Here is a 17,058-nt window from a genome sequence, read left to right as displayed (position 1 = left end):
AAAAATAAGCTAACACCATCTAAAAAAAGTACATTAAAACCTTACTATTTATAAGGTTTTAACCTTAAAATTAAATTTACATTATATATTATGTTAATTACAAGTATTATTTCAGAAACAATTGAATACCACTAATATTTATGTTTTAGCAGTTTTTAGTCAATTAGTATAAATATCATTATTGAAAAATTATTAGAACTATAGTTCGGGCTAATTACATTTATAGATTTTAAACTTTAAAAATAAAAATTGATCAGCTACTCTAAATATTATCCGATAACCGAACTTAATTTAAACATTGGTAAATACATAGCAATCAAAACTATTCCAACTATAGCTCCAATTAGAATTGTCAGTAAAGGATTTAATAGATTGGCAAACTGCTTAGATTTATAATCTAACTCTTTCGAATATTGTTCATATAATTTTTCGAAAATAAACTCGGTTTGATTCGTCTCTTCCGCAACTTTAAGCAACGTAATAATTCTGGTATCAAAAATAGCATGTTCTCGGAAGCTTGCACTTAACTTTGCCCCCTTAACCACATTTTCATTAATTCGTTTAATAGCCTCCTTCAAAGGATAAAACGAAATTAAGGATCTACTCATTTCCAGGCTTTCCGTTATTGATATTTTAGAATTAGCCAGTAATTTCATCACCTGTATAAATCTTAATATATAAATCGCTTTCATGAAATCCCCGATAAGAGGTATTTTAAGCATAGTATATGCCATTATTCGTCTGTACCAATCATACTTACGAAGTATGAAATAACCACCTATAATTAAAATAAATCCTATAAAAATAGCATATACATTATCCTGTAAAAATTCGGAAAAACCTAAAATAAACTTTGTAATTCCAGGCAACTCCACATTATTCTGTTCAAAAATATCTTTAAACAAGGGAACGACATAATTCATCATAAAGAAAACAACGACTAAAGCTGTAAGAATGACTATCACAGGATAGGTAAGTGCTGAAACCACCTGGCGCCGCTGATCATTTTTCTTTTTACAGAACTCCCCCAGATCCTGTGTTACAACACCAAGATTACCGGTAGCTTCCCCTACTCGAAGGGTTTCAATTTCATAGTTCGAAAACTTGCTAGTGGATTTTAGGGTCTCAAAAAAGGGGATTCCATTTACCACACCCACATAAACTGATTTAAAAAAGCTACTTTCTTTTTTTGACTTATTCTCTTCAGACAATAATTCTAAAGATTGACGAAGATCGATTCCAGAGATTAGCAATACACTTAATTCGGTAAAAAACTGTTCTTTTTTTTTCGTATTCCATTTCCCTCCACTAAAGGAAATTTCCTGCTGTAGTACATTGGAGATTTTACCCGTCGATTTCCGAGTTTTCTTCTGCGTATTATCTAGTTCAATTTTCAGTCCCATTCAAATATGCTTTAGCATCATTTATGCGATAGCAAAAAGTCTTTTTTGCACTTTCTTTTTGAAGAATCCCTATGGCATCAAAAGGTCCATCAACTATCGTATCTCCCTTATATAAAAAATATATCTTTTTAAAATTATAATCAATGCTATCATTATCGAAAGTCAAAAATTGATGATGGATTCCATAAACAATAGAGTCTATTTTATTTTTAAATATGATCTGTTGTTCATGTTCATCATAATAAGATTCATGATACTTCATAAAATTTGCTTCTAATCTACTTTGCAATAAATTGCGTGAATTCACCGATAAAAATTCATTCGAAATATTTCCCAGGTTACGTTGCACAATATTTAAAACTGCAAACGAAAGTGCTACGATTAAGGAAGCAATGATTAAAACGATAATCATCTCCACAAGTGTAAAAGCCTGTACTTTCTTCCTAGTAATCATTATAATTTATTTCTTTGGATTTTAATATTTTACCATTTCTTCTATAGAAAACAAATGGCTTCCCCTTTGCTTTCTCAATACTAATTATATCGGTATTATAATCTTCACTATAACCAATACTTATTTTTTCATTGATAAACAAATACGATAATTCTGAGAATCTCTGCTGAAGTTCTTGTTCATCACTTTGAATATAATTTCCAAAAATATTATTAAGGCTAAAGCTTGCGATCATAAACACTACTATTATAAGAACGGAAGCCACAAGGTTTTCTATCAAACTGGACGCCTGAAGTTTTAATAACACCTTATTCTTTATTCCTAATAGAGCCATGATGCAACAATATATTCGGTATTGGACGCCAATGGTAATCCTCCATTATAGCGTGCAATAGTTTGATCAAAGGATACTCTGGCATTATATAAATAATTAATATACTTCCCCCCTCTTCCACTATCATACATAAAATATGAGGTATAAATACTCCCTGTCACTTCACCTTTCAACTCTAAGTAGCCCTGGCTATAAATATCACCAACAATCTTACTATTTGTTCCCAAAGTGATATCAATATTCCTATTTTCATACAAATTACTTTTGTGATTCAGATAAATCACAAAACCATTAAAAAGTACATTATCGCCAATTTTAATATCAGTAAATACATCATCATTGCTTGTTGACTTCATTTCCTCTTCAATAGCAATGAGTGAAGAGGGGTAGTTGAGTACCACATTTTTTTCAATTTCAATCCGGTTTGCAATACAATGGATATTTCCCTTAAAACCACTTTCTATGGTAATTTGCGGCGCAACTATAACAATATCATTTAATTCCGAATTTGCACTTACTTTAATTCCGACATCATCACGAACTATGAAGTGTCCCGTTAACTCGGCATTGATATAATTTCCCCCATATGTTTGAATTATTTGCAGTGGCTCTATAAAGCTATTATTCATCCTGCTTTGCGCCATTAACTCTTTAGCTTCAATAGCTTTACCAGACAATAATCCTTCAGTAAAATCCCTCCATTTGGAATCAATTGAAGGCATTTTGGTACTAGGCTTTATACCTTTAAGTTGAGTTTTTCCAGTGAAATAATGTCCATTCACTGCGCCTGTTTTCCAATATCCATCTGGAAGCTCCAACTTTCCCTCCAGAGATGCACTTCCAGCCAAAACCAATGGAGAGTGATAATCTTCTAAATAAACACTTGTATATAAAGAGTCTTTTTGAGCACAAAGCAATGCTACCTTTTTTAATTGATGCTCTTCATCTTCAATTAGTACTTTTCTAAAAGCTCCCCAGTAATTAGAAACGACCTCTATACCTTCCGTTGATTTCGGATAATTAAAAAAACTAGAATTTACATTTGACATCCCATTAGAAATAGCTTCATTTCGTAATTGAAACAAGCGTTGATGATGTGCAAGCAATAAGAAAGAACCTAGTAAAATTGCAACAATGACTCCCACAATCAGGACAACATATAGTGCGTTTGCTTTCAGCCTGGTATAGAAATGAGCTTTTATGAGTTGCATCTTTCAAGATTTTGAATATACTTTTCTTCCTCCCTGATAGGTTAAAACAACTCGACTTGGATCAATTTTAATTAAAGTGACATCCTGATAACTATCACCTTTTTCGAAAAAGAAATTATTCCCCTCAATTTCTATCAGACCTATCATTTTCTTATCTTTTTCATTGCTCACTAATCCCATATATTTTATCTCTGGCCAACTCACTTTCTTTCGGGTAATCTTTCCTGTTTTATTTTCGAGTTTCTTTCTATAACTTATATTTAAGAAAGGATCCCTCTCTACATCTTTAAGCATAAAGGTCTCATTAGATTCTGTCCTAAAAGTATCTTGAATAGTTCCCAGTGAATGCGTTTGACTCGGTACAATATCAGTATCATTCCCAGCGAGACCGATAACAACTTTATAAATAAGATAGCCCCATATGATGAGTACTAATGGTAATAGCAAATATGTGAGCTTTTTATTTTTCATCTAATTTATCCTAAATTGACGAATTTCAGAGCTATCCGAAGCATTGCCTGCTCTATCAAATCTCCTTACAAACCAAGAATATGTACTGTCAATTTCTAACTCATATGTAATTTCATTGCTTTGAGCAATCTCCTCTTTTAAATATAGACGATCAAGTCCTTCATCGTAAAACAGGTAGATACTATCAAATTCCGGTGCGGTAGTGTTCGAATCTTCAAAGTCGGGTTCCCATACAAATTCTACTTCCTCTGTATTCGTAATACTCTGATTGTCTTCTGGAAATCTCAGGACGGGAGTTTCGGGATCCGTTTGATCCAAAATATATTCTCTTCTGGTGTAAATAGTATTTTGAGATTCATTTTCCGCTCTAATCTTTATAATAGATAAACCCTCATTTAAATTTATGGAATATATAGTATCTTGTGTAGTGTATTCGTTTTCGATTATATCATCTCGTTCTATCTGAATACGGTAGAGATTAGCTTTCTCTACACTATTCCACAAAAGCTCTATAGTCGCAGTAACATTTGAGATAACATCAGTATTAGGATTGATTATTCGAACCTGTCGATTAGAAAATTCAGTAACATCAACTAATGTAAATTGCGCAGTCTGAGCTAATGAAATATACTGGGAATTACGACCCCTTACACTCCATTCATAATCTCCCAATGGCAATTCAATTTCAATTGAAGACTCTTCCATTTCTTCGCTAAACACATAATTACCTGAGGAAAAACTTCCCCTTGCTATTTCTATTTGATAACTTGTAGCACCTTCTAAAGATTCCCAATATAAGGATACATTAGTTCCCTCAATCTCCGCATTATTCGCAGGGGAAAGAATATTTACATGGTTTTCAGAGAGATCAGTTTCAAAAAACACCTCTTCACAAGAAACAAGTAATGTAAGAAACAATACTATCGAAACTAAATAATACATTCTTACCATATTCCTTCCATTTTATCTATGCTTTCCAGCTCGTTAACGTCTTCCTTGGTTCCTTTAGGACATCGATCAGAAATATCAACAAGTTCAGGTTGATTTCTGTAATCTAATTGCCAGCAAAAACCTTTCGTCTCACTCTGGATGACCACGCCATCACTAAAATAAATTCTGTTCTTTGACCCATCGACATTAACGGCTTCAATAGCATAAACTCCATTCGATGGATTTATTAAATATAAGACAGAGGCCTGTTTAATGAGATTAGCTTGCTCATCCTTAAAATAACTATTAAGAGAAGTAAGTATACGAAGCTTAGCATCATTTTTTAATAACGATAATAATTTTTCGTTCCCTGGTTGATTCAGATTTGAAAGTAAAGCAGAATAATCAGCTATCTCTACCACTAATCCTTTTGGAAAAATATCCAGAGAATCTATGATTTTCAATTTATCCTTTTCTTCAAGTTGCCTATTGATAGTATTTATTTCACGTTGGTTAAGTCGGTTTTCTATCCAGGAAAGTTTAATTCTTTCATCATAAACAGGAAAGCTTTTATTCCTTGAACCATCCATTATAGTACCAACAGCATAATAGCCAGAAGCTGTATCATATTCGTTTCCAGCAACATAATTATATAAGTTGCATGCAGAAAAAAACAATATAACTAGTATAAGACTAAACTTTGTTTTCATAAGTTAATTTAGGCAAACAAAGTAGTAGAGAATTCTAAAACTAGCATACAAAAAAACCTTACTAATAGTAAGGTTTTTTTGTATGCGTTATGTATACGACATTTTGCTTAATTTTGGACAATGCTTATGAAGATAAATAATTACTCCCCTAAGCAAACCGCGAGGATTTTAAATTAATTTGTTGATATTAGTAAAACGGTTGCTTATATCCGCCGGGAGTACAAATTCAGCACAGCTTCTTTTTACAAGTGGCGGGATGTACGATAAGAACTCAAGTTTTTAATAAATCTTAATAAAGAATACCAAAGGTTCAAGCTGATGTATGGTAATTTACAATTAATTTATGAAATGGTCAAGGAGACATTGAAAACCTACCTACCAGCAGGTAGAAAAGCTTTAAATAACTACCGTAAATATGTTATCATGAAGGACCAATTCTTTAAAGTAATAGTAGGGCATGCCGTGTTTTGAATACCATTAAGATTGTTTATTACTACAGTCCTTTACCTAAAATTGACAATGCAATCAAAACAGCTTTAGAACTAAAAGCTGAAGAAAACTCGGAAGAGTACTTTTGGATGGCTTATGAACGATTAAGTAATGAAGGTAAGCCTTATTAGGTATACCGGATCTATAAAATACTTGGTTTAAGATTGAGAAGAAAGGTAAAAAAGCGATTACCTGCCAGGGGCAAATACCCCTTGGAAGTTTCATTAACTCCCAATCGAAGTTGGAATATTAAATAAGTAATGGAAGTCATAGAGAATTATAGACGCTTCCATGGTCTAGCATTGATGATTATAACCGTGAAGCAAACATATAGCAATTAATTTTTAACTGCCCCTTTAACGTTCAGTTTAAGTATTAAACCCTTTAATTAATCGCAGAGGTAAACCTCACAAAATAAGGATGGATAATTGTCCTGAATTTGTAGCTAACATCGCTTCGGAGTGGAGTCAGTTGCAAGGCTTCATTTTAAGTATATTCAACCTGGAAAGCCGACACAAAATGTATTTATTAAATTTTTAAATTAATTTATTAAAGAGGAGTACATGATAAGCATATTTTCGAAGGTCTAAATCATGTTAAGGAATAAAAGTAAATTTAGATGTAAGATTATAATAACCTACTCAAATCAAGCCTTAAAAAAATTGATATCTATAGCTAATGAATAAAATTTATTTTAGACAATCAAGCGTTTCCAAAGAGGGGAAGTTCACAATAATTTAGTGTTATCATAAACCGGTTTTCTTATTAAAGTCCAATATGATATCTGAATAATCTGGATTAGAGAAGATATCTTTGCTTATAAATTCAACTTCCTCTTTGAAAAGCAAAGAGGAAGTGAATATCATAATTTATAAATTTTCGACAAAATTAATCATAAATCAAGTGCTTATAGCAGTGACTAACATCCTTTGAGGATTTATCAAAATTTACAATTATAATCTCGACAGATCTACCCTTTTTACCACTAATATTTATCTCAACAGAGTATTTATTATCATATTCTATAAAATTATAAACTCTCATGTAATAATACTCAGTAAAAAGCCTTCTTTTTTTAGAAAAAGAATTACAATCGAAAACAATTTTCTTTGACTCATACTGTCTTTCTAAATTATGATTGGCAATACTATCTAGTTCTTTTTCTTTTTCAATTGGTATCTCATTTTTAATTAAATTAATTTCATCATTACAGTTCGCTACATTATAAATATTACTAGTCTTTCTAATAATATTTCCATTGAAATAAATTCTTTTGTTTAGCAAATCATTGTCTATTTTTCCCAAATTTTCACACAAATATTTTACAGCTTTTTGCTCCAAGTTAGTTTGTTGAGAACTACATAATATTGGAAATAAGACTAAAAACATAAAATTAATAAAAATCAGTTTCTTCATGATCTTTGTTTTTTTTAATTTTCCCATTTTGAAAATTTTCAGGAGCCTCTCCTACAACAGTAGACTTAACTAAATCGCCATTACCATTTCTCCCCCTTTTATTCCCTACACCAGATCGCCTTAAAATCGTTCCAGCAGTTTTTTTGTTAAGTTTTTTACCACTTCCTGTTCTATTCATTAAACTCCCATTATGGCCAGAACCCAAATTATGTCCCATCTCATGTGCAACCTTTTTTGAACTATTTTGTTTTGATTCTTTCACAGCAAAAGTTTTTCCATCAGATACTCCTTCAGGGGTTTCAGTACCTATAACTTCTCCGTTAGCATCAAGTATCTCTCTAGTTTCGAATACCTGAGCTTCATCAGGAAGTACAGAAGCTGTGTTTTGAGCTTCACTAGCATTAGCATCATTAACTGATATTTCAAAATTAACTTCGTAAGATACTGCATTATCTCCACTTCCAACAACATAAGAAAACTTTCCACTTTGAGCATTCCAATTATTCGCAGCTGTTTGAACTGTGGCAGAATTTTGGTTTGCATTAAAATTTGCTCGAACAGTAACTGTTCTTTGTTCGTGGTTTATCACTATTTCCCAGTCTCTACCGTCTGGATCTACTCTCATAATTGGACTTGAACCAACATAATTGTAAGGGGTATGCTCATAGTATTTATCCGCCAATGGATCAGTGGAGATAAAACGACCAACAGATGGGTCATACATTCTTGCTCCATAATCATATATATTCAACCCTAATTCATCTTGGATTTCTTTACCGTTGTAACGGTACTTTTTAATCAGGCTATTAGTACTAGACGAAACGACATTATTGTACCCACTGTGCTGTAAACCAAAGGGGTAATAGTTACTCTCATCAAGTATTTCAGAGCTAGACTCGATTATCCCATTGTTGTTTAAATCCGAAAAGGAAAGTCTAACATTCCCTAAATGATCAGTATAATTATAAACATAACTGAATTGATCGTTTTCATTTTTGATATAACTTTGATCTTGTTTTATGATATCTAAAATTGGTGCAGTTGATCCAGTTTTTTTATAAATAAACGTTCCATCATATTGAGTTCTTATATTTGATTCTTCATCATATTTCTCAAGCTTATTTCCATTTGCATCGTAAGTATAACTTAATATACCATCATATCCATTTCCCTGAACATAAATACTCTCTGGTAAATTTAAGAAATTATAGTTAATATTTTGAATTCCCTTTTTATTAAAGTCATATCGCATATTTCCGTTATCATCATAAGCATAATCATTACCAGAACTAGAGCCATCTGCGAATCCAGCTTCAATATTTGAATTATCATCTACCTTAAGTAATTGATTCCCATTATAAGTATAAACCAAATTATCTATTGTACTATAACTTGATCCACTAGTATTTCCTTTTCGTTGTAATGTTAATATATTCCCATTTTTATCGTATGTAATTCTAGATACATTGTAATGAGCAGTTTGTTCAGAGTAAGAAGAACCAGCACTATTAGCTCTTCTAAATTTAGCTTCTTTGATTCTGTTTAGCTCATCATAAGAATATGCGTAGCCACGCTTTCTATTCGAATAACTATCCTGAGTATTGGCTGATCGCCATAAAACCTCGCTGATATTTCCGTTATAAAGAGGATCTGAAAGCCCCATTTGAGGCTGATTGTAATTTATAGAAAATGCAAATAGATCAGATCCCAAATTATCGATGTTATTCACACTCTTTAGCCATCCCCTGATGTTATATTGGTAGTCAATTTCTTGTAATCCGTCCTGATCAGGATCTCCTCCTATTTGATTAGACTCAATTTGACCAAGCTCATCATAGGTATTATTAACAATCAACTCCGAAGCGTTAGAATTGATTTTTTGAGTTTGCTTTTTTAATCTTCCCTGGTGATCATATACCATATAATCTGTCAAAGCTATTTGAGGACTTCCACTACCAGACCTAATATGTTTAGTGTAGTTTTCAATAGGTTTACCAGTAAAATCTAGCTTTGTTTCTACTAAGTCATTAGTTTGTAAATATTCATTAATATTCTTCGTCCAAACTATGTTTCCATATTTATCATAACCCATTGTAGTATTAACCCATTTAACAGGGTTTGTATTTAGCACTTTAGCACGGGTCACAGCGATTAAACCTTTTAGATTTGAAGTAATGTTTTCTCCCCTACTATTTGTACCCGGAACAGACACATAAGCCTCTGCTCCAATAGGTAAATATTTATCATAATAATTTATCAACAAAACCTCAGATATATTGGAGGAAGGATAACTTACGTTTGTGTAATAAATTTCTGCTCCTCCAATTGTAGATGAAGATTGGCTATTTGATAAGCGTGTTTCAAATAAATCTGAATCGTTATTGGCGTTAGTTTGGTGGGTCGAGCGAGTGGAAGAACTAATTACAATTCCCGTATATATTACACGACCTAATTGATCGTATTTTGTAAATAGCCATTTATCCTGTTTTCGTAGTTCTCCATCTTGAGTCATTATTGGTTGACCAAGATCATTATATACAATATATTCCGGTTCTTTTCCAGGTAGCTTCTTCTCAATTAAACGATTTCTAGAATCATACTTATATTGATAGCAATATTTATCAAGTATGGTCTGACTTGGTTTTACTGATGGATTGGCTTCTGGAGTTAATACATAAATCAGATTTCCAAAATCATCATATACATAATAAGTATCTAAATTTTCAACACCTTGATCTTCAACATGATTTCGCTTCAAAAGCGTTCTGTTTTGATAATCTACATAGATATCGGAATCATGTTCAGTTCCATCAGAACTTACATAGTTCTCATCTTTGGTTGTTAATTTAAATAATTGGGGTCTACGATCACTCCCCTGTCCCATAAATTGCCCATTATCTACTAAAGTGGGGTTAAAAGGATTGACTGAAGAATTATAGTCTATTGAATAATAGCGAACATGATCTGAATATTGCACAAGATTGTAGTCTTTTTTGATAGAATGGGAATTCTGATTATCAAGATTCCAATCATTACCAGGAGCACCTTCTTCCAATATTAATCCCCTAGGAGCATTTTCATAAATTACCTCAGAGTATGGGTTGAGTGTATTTTCATATTTACTTGTATTGTAAAAAGAACTTTGACTTGACATTGCTGAACTTCTAAATTTAGCTTTATCTATATCTGTTGTTGCATAAGGTAAAAAATCTTGAGGTGACCTACCTAAAGCATCATATTCATATGGAGTGACGATATCTTCTTGATTTCCTCCTCCACGCACAGCTACACTTTGTTTTATTCTCCCTAACTCGTCATAATAATCTACAGTCTCAATTTTTTGAGTTTCATTTGAAATATTCTCAGAATTCGAAATTGGCTCTAATAATTTGATTTTTTGAATATAATTTTGGTCTGTAGAATATAATACATTACCAACAACTTCAGGTAAAAAACGAATATTATCAATCGCTATATCACTTTGAGGACTTTGAGGTGCATGTCCATTAAACCTAAGCTTTATGGAGCTTCCAATATAACCTGACAAATCTATTTTAGCATTAAACCAATTCGGTCCCTGATCTCCTGTTTTTGACCAAATATTTTGCCAGGAACTACCTCCATTTGTACTAACGTCCACATATAAATCTCCCATTCCCTGGCCAAACATACTGTAATAAAAGCTAAAAACCACTGTTGAAAAATCGGGAGTAAATTCTTGTGAAACTATATATTTATCACCATATATGCTGGATGATTCGATATATATATAATAGTTGCCTTCAATTGCGGAATCAGGACCCGTATTATTTGTAGGTGTTGATCCAGAATTTCGTGACCAACCGGATATAACTTCCCAAGAACCAAAGTCAGTTTCAAAACTTTGATCTTCTGTTGGTTCCACCGCCACAGGAGGTTGGATATCCTGACAAAAACTTTGGACGGAGGTAGGGTATCCAATTTGTCCTGGAGTTAATATTTGTTCTTGAGGATCAATACTGCCTAAATCCTCAATAATTAAATACCATACGGTACTCCCATCCATATCAAAGGGATAAAAATAATTCTCCATTAATTCATCTTGATTGATATTAATAGTACTCCCTCCATTGAACATACCTTGATCCGAGCAAAGATTCGACAAACCTTGGTAATCGTCATCATCAAAAGATTTAACTCTATATCGACCTCCTTGGCTATAATTCTGATAAAATCCATTTTGACAAATATCATCTCGATAATCGTATGAAGAAATACTCTGAGGAATCAATTCCTGATATCCCTGATTAGGTTGCAATATTTCGGTTACCAGATAATATTCTGTTGTATTGTTTCGATATAATTCGTAAACATAATTACTTCGCAATCCAAATGATGTTTCTATATTATATATTACCCCTTGCTCAGAAACTCCTGAAATACACTTATTATTTACATCATTTATAGAATTTCCAAGAAATACAAAACGAGCAGCTTCGAAAATCGCTGAATTTGAACTCCCAGAAGATTTTATTATAGGATCTGCATTCATTGAAAAATTGCAAAATATCGATAAGAACATTAAAACTAATATCGACCTATAATAAGTTTGGTTAGAAATATCAGAAGTCATAATTATTGATTTTTATAGTTATAATTGTAGAATTCAAGAATATGATCGTCATCATTTTTGATCTCTTGGAGTCTATTAAATGCATCACGCTTATAGAATGATAAATTCCCATTGGCATCTATCATCCGAGTTATTCCTTCTAAAGGATCATAAGTAAATAACTGAACCTGAACAGTAGAGTTCGCGTTTGAATTTACAGCCAATCTTAATTTCTGCAACCATTCTGTCAGATCGTCTTCATCAAAGGATGAATCATCATTATCAGCTAACTGACTTAAATAGGTTAATGTTTGTCCATATGATTGGTTGAACCAGGTATTTATATTACTTAAAGAAGCTCCTGCAATTATAGCTATTATTTGATTGTTATTATATCCGTATATTAAACTTGTAGTTATTCCATTAGCATTTAATATTTCGGTAGGCAAACCGTTTTCGTTCCTCGAGATTATTTCATTTGTAGGAACTATCGTATTACTTCTAAGCTCGGTTTTAATTTTTTTTATATCTATAATACCGTTACCGAAATTTGCATATTCAAAAGTCTCTTTAGAAAAATTTCTTCCGGTGATCTCTATTTTCAAAGGATTAGAGATTCTATTTTGAGCTACAAGCTGACTTGCATAAGGCATTGATGCCGTTACAGGCATTCCATTTTGACCTGAAGAAGGATAGGTATAAGATTTTTGTGAATACCATGAAAAAGTATCTGACTCACTTAAATTTTGAGAATTATAATCCAAATCGAAATTAGAAATAATCTCTCTTTTTACCAAAGGATAGTAAGAATCGTAATATAAGTTCTTCTCGATGAAAATACCATCAGTTTCATCTTGTACATAAGAAAATTCTCCATCAATACCATATTCAGTTACCCTATGAGTTTTTAAAACAAATCTTGAAATAGGATAATTAACAGATTCTTTATACCCTCCACAGGAATTGAATTTCTCTAAGCCATTATTACTATAGGAAGTAGATGAACAACTATTCTGAACTACATTGTAATACTCCAAAGCCAGATTATCCAGAATATCTTCTTCGTAAATAAATCTCTGATATCTAACAATTTTATTTGATGCATTGTAGGAAGCATCTGTTTCAATCTTCCCCCGCATAAAATCATGATCTATTCGAATTCGACTTTGTGTGAGGTTATCCCAAAGTGCACTTACTGAAATATGGGAAGAAGAATAAGTCTTTGTAGGTTCCTCATCATCATTATCATAATAACTAATTACTCGCTTACCATTATTGCCACCAATATTCGTTTCTGTAGCACTGGGATAATAAACAAAACTTCCTTGATTAAACTGAATTTCTGTTCTTGGTGTAGAAAATATATCTATTCCCAATTGATTTGATAAAGTACTTAAGCTTGAAGGCGTAGAAAAGGAATTGGTTTTAATATTATAGGCAGCATATTGTGGCATATTACCAATTTTACCCACTGGATACGTGTACTCCCAAGTTTGATTAGGACTTTCAACGCTTTCCAGTGTCTGTGACTTCAGCCTTAAACCTCCACCATTTATAATTTGACCGTTATAATTAAATTGATTCAATTCATATTCAAATTTTCTTGATCCGCCTGTAGGCTGAACAATCTCCTTTAAGGAATAGGTTTTGGCATAATTTAAATTAGACAATAAAGAAAAATTACCCCCTAAAGATATACCTGAGCTAGAATTAAATGGATTTATTGAATAATCCTTATAATATAATTTAGGTACCGGATTCGATATTGAAGAAGAATAACTTCCATTATTATATCCTAGAAAATCATACGCATAACTATCTCTCGGAGGCATCGTATAATTTTCATTATAAATAAATGTATATCCGGGCATACTCACCCCATTCTTTCCCACTTCTCTAACTTCCTGAAGTTTTAAGCGTTTTGAGGTAACACTGCTAGTGTTGATCGATGATTGAAAGTAGCCATAAATTAATTCATACTTTTTAATAATATTTCCAAAATTATTTTTAATCTGAACTTCATCTAATTGCTTTTCACCGGGATTATCAAGTCTATCGGTATTGTATATAAAATCAATCTCTCCTCCGTTAAAATCAATTTTGGTTAATCGATGTGTTGAGATTAACTTAGTTCCTCTATTAATTGTATTGTAATTACCATTTGAGCCCCTTGATTGAGCTCCTCCACCATAAGACTTAATTATTTCTGGCACTTCATCATAGTAAGAACTAAAATATTCGTCGTAGGTATAAATAATTTTCTCTCCAGTTTTTAGATTCTCAATTTCACTTAATCTGAAAGAATTAATTTGAAATCCATTAATCACCTCTTCAATAGTTGATGCTGGATTCACTACTGCTTGAGTATATTCAGGAAAATTAAATGTATATTTTATTCCCGAAAGATTAGTGATCTCTAAACTTGTGATACCCCATATTGAAGGTGTTGACTTCTGCGTACCGTTCTCAGTATAATAAATTTTAGGATTTGTACCGAAAGTCAGGTTTATTTCATTTCGTTCCGCATGAAGCTCAACGGGGGTTCCCCCTGGCGTTAAGTAAAATTCTGTACTGAGACCGGGAGCATCAATTTGAAATATATCTGGCACTGCATCATTGGAAGGATTAATTGTTGCCGAACCATAATCTGAATAGGGGTTTATATTTGCTAGCCATCCTCCAGGGGTTAGGTAGTTTGAAGTAGGAGTTTTTTTGTAGGCTGCATCAAAATCCGATAAGTCTTTGACAGATCTAACAAGTGCTCCCGATCCTGAAAGACTCCAGTTCAATCCATAATTTGCTGCCATTTCTGCTACTTTCACACCTCCCATATTATAATTTAAACCAATTGGAATATTAATAGGTCCAAAATCAATATTATAAATAGGAACAGATACATTCACCTTTCCAACGAAAGTATTTGCCGGGAGCATTGAAGACTGAATAAATGATGAAATTTCAGGGGAATGAACAGTTGGTGCGATAATTTCATTAGCTAGTAAATGATCATTACTACTAAGAAATACATCCTCCTGTGCTTGAGCTTTTGGCACCAATAGTATCAAAAGCATCACAAACTTGATTTTGGATATGAGTTGGAACATAAAATTAGATATTTATTTCAAGTATTATTTTTTTATTTAAAAACTTCTAAAGTTGAATTCTAATGCCGATTTTGAAGAGATGACTTTCTAATTGGTTAATTTTTTCCAATTCCATGATCTAAAATCTCGAACAAGAATTTTTTGAGGTGAGCTAACCAATTCACTTTTCCATATTTAGTTCTGAAATTCTCAAACAATATTAAAAACATATTAAATGATATAAAAACTTAAAACCATACTATTAGTAAGGTTTTAAGTTTTTAAATACCATATCCGTTTTTTACTATTGTAAAAGGAAAATGTAATATGAAAACGAGAAGATTAAAAGCTTTTAACCTACAGGAGATGCTGATAGTTCTGGTAATTATCGGGATATTACTATTAATAGCATTACCTAATTTTATGCCATTAATTAGTAAAACCAAGGCTCAGGAAGCAAAAATTCAACTCAAGTACATTTCTAATCTTCAGCAACAATATCAATTTTTACATTCCAAATACTCGGGAACTTTTGACGATATCAGCTACGAAGCTCCACTAACGGTTAAGGATAATGGGAATGCTAACTACAAATATGAAATCATCGAAGCCAGCTTAAACAATTACAAAGTCCGGGCAACTGCGGTTGTAGATTTCGATGGAGACGGAATTTTCGATGTTTGGGAAATTGATAAAAATGGTAATCCAGAACAAATTGTTAAAGACTAATGCATGTGGATAATCAATATCTGTATCAGCTTAATTCTGGGGACGATCACCTATCAGGATCTCACCTCTCGATCGGTATACTGGTTTTTATTTCCTATGCTCGCTATCACGGGCTGTTATTATCATTTTAATCGTTCCGGGAGCACCACAGTCACTTTACTTTTTATCGGTCTTAATCTGATAATTATTAGTAGTGTACTTTTATGTGTTTGGATTTACAGTCGTATCAAGTTAAAACGCAAAATGCAGGACACTTTCGGGCTTGGTGATATTCTTTTTTTTATTGCCATGGCACTTTGTCTCCCCACACCAAGTTTTATTATCACTTTTTGCTTTAGCCTGATTTTAAGCCTGGCGTTGCATTTAGTGTTCACAAAAGAGAAAAGCGTTCCATTAGCCGGTTTTATGAGTATTCATTACATCAGTGTATACCTTATCGACCTACTTGGAGTCTATCCAAATCTATTTTATTAAGCATATGGCAGGCCTGTTACATACCGACCTTAAGCAACTTATAACCGCAGAGGAAGCTTATGCCTATCGCATTATCCCCAGTAGTTATACTCAAGAAAGCATTCGTTTTCTAAGCGATACTTCCTCGCAAGAAGCACTTGTTCAGGAACTATCGATTATCTATAATAAAAATATACACATTGAGCTTACGACTCCGGATACACTGACGGAACTTTTAGCCAAAAATTACCGGAAATCAAGCCAGTCGGAGACTTTAGATTATAACTTAAATTTCCTTGAAAAACTATTGATTACCGCAAAGAATTATGGTTCCAGTGATATTCATATAGAACCGTATGAAAAATATAGTCGGGTTCGATTTCGTATTGACGGTCATTTAATTGAACAATTTAAAGTTAATCAATCGCAATATCCTCAGATTGTTAACCAGGTAAAGATTAAAGCAGGCTTAGACATTTCTCAAAAAAGGCTTTCTCAGGATGGAAGAATTGCTATCAATGCAGAAGGCAATGAATTCGATATCCGGGTATCCTGTCTACCTACGTTACATGGGGAAAAAATTGTTATGCGTATATTAAAGCGGGATACTTCGGATATTAACCTCGAACACCTAGGCTTCACCAAAAAAGAATTACAGGTCTATAAAGAGGGGATTAAAAATCCTAACGGCATTATTTTAATATCCGGTCCAACAGGATCCGGAAAAACGACCACTTTATATGGCACCCTCAAGCTCCTTAATGCAAAAAACGGTCATAGTATA

13 protein-coding genes are annotated in these 17,058 nt (G+C 32.7%); 3 read left to right on the top strand and 10 right to left on the bottom strand.

All coding sequences use genetic code 11. The features are described from left to right. Positions 1–269: 269 nt before the first annotated feature. The 10 genes from IIF7_RS19435 to IIF7_RS19390 form a co-directional block, all read right to left on the bottom strand. Positions 270–1,403: a type II secretion system F family protein gene (locus tag IIF7_RS19435; protein ID WP_084843353.1), complete on the bottom strand. Its 1,134-nt coding sequence runs from the start codon at positions 1,401–1,403 to the stop codon at positions 270–272. Next, positions 1,387–1,857, bottom strand: a complete 471-nt coding sequence (locus IIF7_RS19430) for a PulJ/GspJ family protein (RefSeq protein WP_084843352.1) — start codon at positions 1,855–1,857, stop codon at positions 1,387–1,389. The genes IIF7_RS19435 and IIF7_RS19430 overlap by 17 nt, the downstream gene beginning before the upstream one ends. Continuing rightward, positions 1,847–2,191, bottom strand: coding sequence for a hypothetical protein (locus IIF7_RS19425; RefSeq protein ID WP_084843351.1), 345 nt, complete (start codon positions 2,189–2,191; stop codon positions 1,847–1,849). Before IIF7_RS19425 ends, IIF7_RS19430 begins: the two co-directional genes overlap by 11 nt. Continuing rightward, on the bottom strand, positions 2,179–3,402 hold the full coding sequence (locus IIF7_RS19420; RefSeq protein WP_084843350.1) for a hypothetical protein: 1,224 nt from the start codon (positions 3,400–3,402) through the stop codon (positions 2,179–2,181). The genes IIF7_RS19425 and IIF7_RS19420 overlap by 13 nt, the downstream gene beginning before the upstream one ends. A gap of 3 nt (positions 3,403–3,405) precedes the next feature. Further along, on the bottom strand, positions 3,406–3,873 hold the full coding sequence (locus IIF7_RS19415) for a hypothetical protein (RefSeq protein WP_084843349.1): 468 nt from the start codon (positions 3,871–3,873) through the stop codon (positions 3,406–3,408). Continuing rightward, a complete protein-coding gene (locus IIF7_RS19410) occupies positions 3,874–4,824 on the bottom strand; it encodes a hypothetical protein (RefSeq protein WP_084843348.1) in 951 nt (316 codons plus the stop codon). It lies immediately after the preceding gene. Continuing rightward, positions 4,818–5,513, bottom strand: a complete 696-nt coding sequence (locus tag IIF7_RS19405; RefSeq protein WP_084843347.1) for a hypothetical protein — start codon at positions 5,511–5,513, stop codon at positions 4,818–4,820. Before IIF7_RS19405 ends, IIF7_RS19410 begins: the two co-directional genes overlap by 7 nt. Before the next feature lie 1,377 nt (positions 5,514–6,890). Then, positions 6,891–7,445 carry a hypothetical protein gene (locus IIF7_RS19400; RefSeq protein WP_084843346.1) on the bottom strand — a complete coding sequence of 185 codons (555 nt, stop codon included), beginning with the start codon at positions 7,443–7,445 and terminating at the stop codon, positions 6,891–6,893. After that, the gene (locus IIF7_RS19395; protein ID WP_084843345.1) at positions 7,396–12,030 is read right to left on the bottom strand and encodes a DUF6443 domain-containing protein; all 4,635 of its coding nucleotides are present in this window, start codon (positions 12,028–12,030) and stop codon (positions 7,396–7,398) included. The genes IIF7_RS19400 and IIF7_RS19395 overlap by 50 nt, the downstream gene beginning before the upstream one ends. Before the next feature lie 2 nt (positions 12,031–12,032). Then, positions 12,033–15,080: a hypothetical protein gene (locus tag IIF7_RS19390; protein ID WP_084843344.1), complete on the bottom strand. Its 3,048-nt coding sequence runs from the start codon at positions 15,078–15,080 to the stop codon at positions 12,033–12,035. A 339-nt stretch (positions 15,081–15,419) separates the two neighbouring features. On the opposite strand from IIF7_RS19390, the gene IIF7_RS19385 reads away from it, so the two are divergent. The 3 genes from IIF7_RS19385 to IIF7_RS19380 form a co-directional block, all read left to right on the top strand. Next, positions 15,420–15,821: a prepilin-type N-terminal cleavage/methylation domain-containing protein gene (locus tag IIF7_RS19385; RefSeq protein ID WP_084843343.1), complete on the top strand. Its 402-nt coding sequence runs from the start codon at positions 15,420–15,422 to the stop codon at positions 15,819–15,821. Between the two features lie 243 nt (positions 15,822–16,064). After that, complete coding sequence (locus tag IIF7_RS20750) at positions 16,065–16,295, top strand: hypothetical protein (protein ID WP_139801380.1); 231 nt, start codon at positions 16,065–16,067, stop codon at positions 16,293–16,295. Between the two features lie 4 nt (positions 16,296–16,299). Continuing rightward, positions 16,300–17,058 (top strand): GspE/PulE family protein (locus tag IIF7_RS19380; protein WP_176219014.1); only part of this gene is annotated, 759 nt, incomplete at its 3' end.

The sequence above is a fragment of the Zunongwangia atlantica 22II14-10F7 genome (genome assembly GCF_002094855.1).
Lineage (GTDB): Bacteria > Bacteroidota > Bacteroidia > Flavobacteriales > Flavobacteriaceae > Zunongwangia > Zunongwangia atlantica.
Note: the sequence above shows the minus strand (reverse complement) of the source record. Positions and strands in the feature narration are given on the sequence as shown.

Bases quoted from the DNA above. Each gene is read 5' to 3' on its own strand.
- IIF7_RS19390 (WP_084843344.1), bottom strand. From the start codon at position 15,080: ATGCTTTTGATACTATTGGTGCCAAAAGCTCAAGCACAGGAGGATGTA.
- IIF7_RS19405 (WP_084843347.1), bottom strand. From the start codon at position 5,513: ATGAAAACAAAGTTTAGTCTTATACTAGTTATATTGTTTTTTTCTGCA.
- IIF7_RS19410 (WP_084843348.1), bottom strand. From the start codon at position 4,824: ATGGTAAGAATGTATTATTTAGTTTCGATAGTATTGTTTCTTACATTA.
- IIF7_RS19425 (WP_084843351.1), bottom strand. From the start codon at position 2,191: ATGGCTCTATTAGGAATAAAGAATAAGGTGTTATTAAAACTTCAGGCG.
- IIF7_RS19395 (WP_084843345.1), bottom strand. From the start codon at position 12,030: ATGACTTCTGATATTTCTAACCAAACTTATTATAGGTCGATATTAGTT.
- IIF7_RS19420 (WP_084843350.1), bottom strand. From the start codon at position 3,402: ATGCAACTCATAAAAGCTCATTTCTATACCAGGCTGAAAGCAAACGCA.
- IIF7_RS19385 (WP_084843343.1), top strand. From the start codon at position 15,420: ATGAAAACGAGAAGATTAAAAGCTTTTAACCTACAGGAGATGCTGATA.
- IIF7_RS19435 (WP_084843353.1), bottom strand. From the start codon at position 1,403: ATGGGACTGAAAATTGAACTAGATAATACGCAGAAGAAAACTCGGAAA.
- IIF7_RS19430 (WP_084843352.1), bottom strand. From the start codon at position 1,857: ATGATTACTAGGAAGAAAGTACAGGCTTTTACACTTGTGGAGATGATT.
- IIF7_RS19400 (WP_084843346.1), bottom strand. From the start codon at position 7,445: ATGGGAAAATTAAAAAAAACAAAGATCATGAAGAAACTGATTTTTATT.
- IIF7_RS19415 (WP_084843349.1), bottom strand. From the start codon at position 3,873: ATGAAAAATAAAAAGCTCACATATTTGCTATTACCATTAGTACTCATC.
- IIF7_RS20750 (WP_139801380.1), top strand. From the start codon at position 16,065: ATGCAGGACACTTTCGGGCTTGGTGATATTCTTTTTTTTATTGCCATG.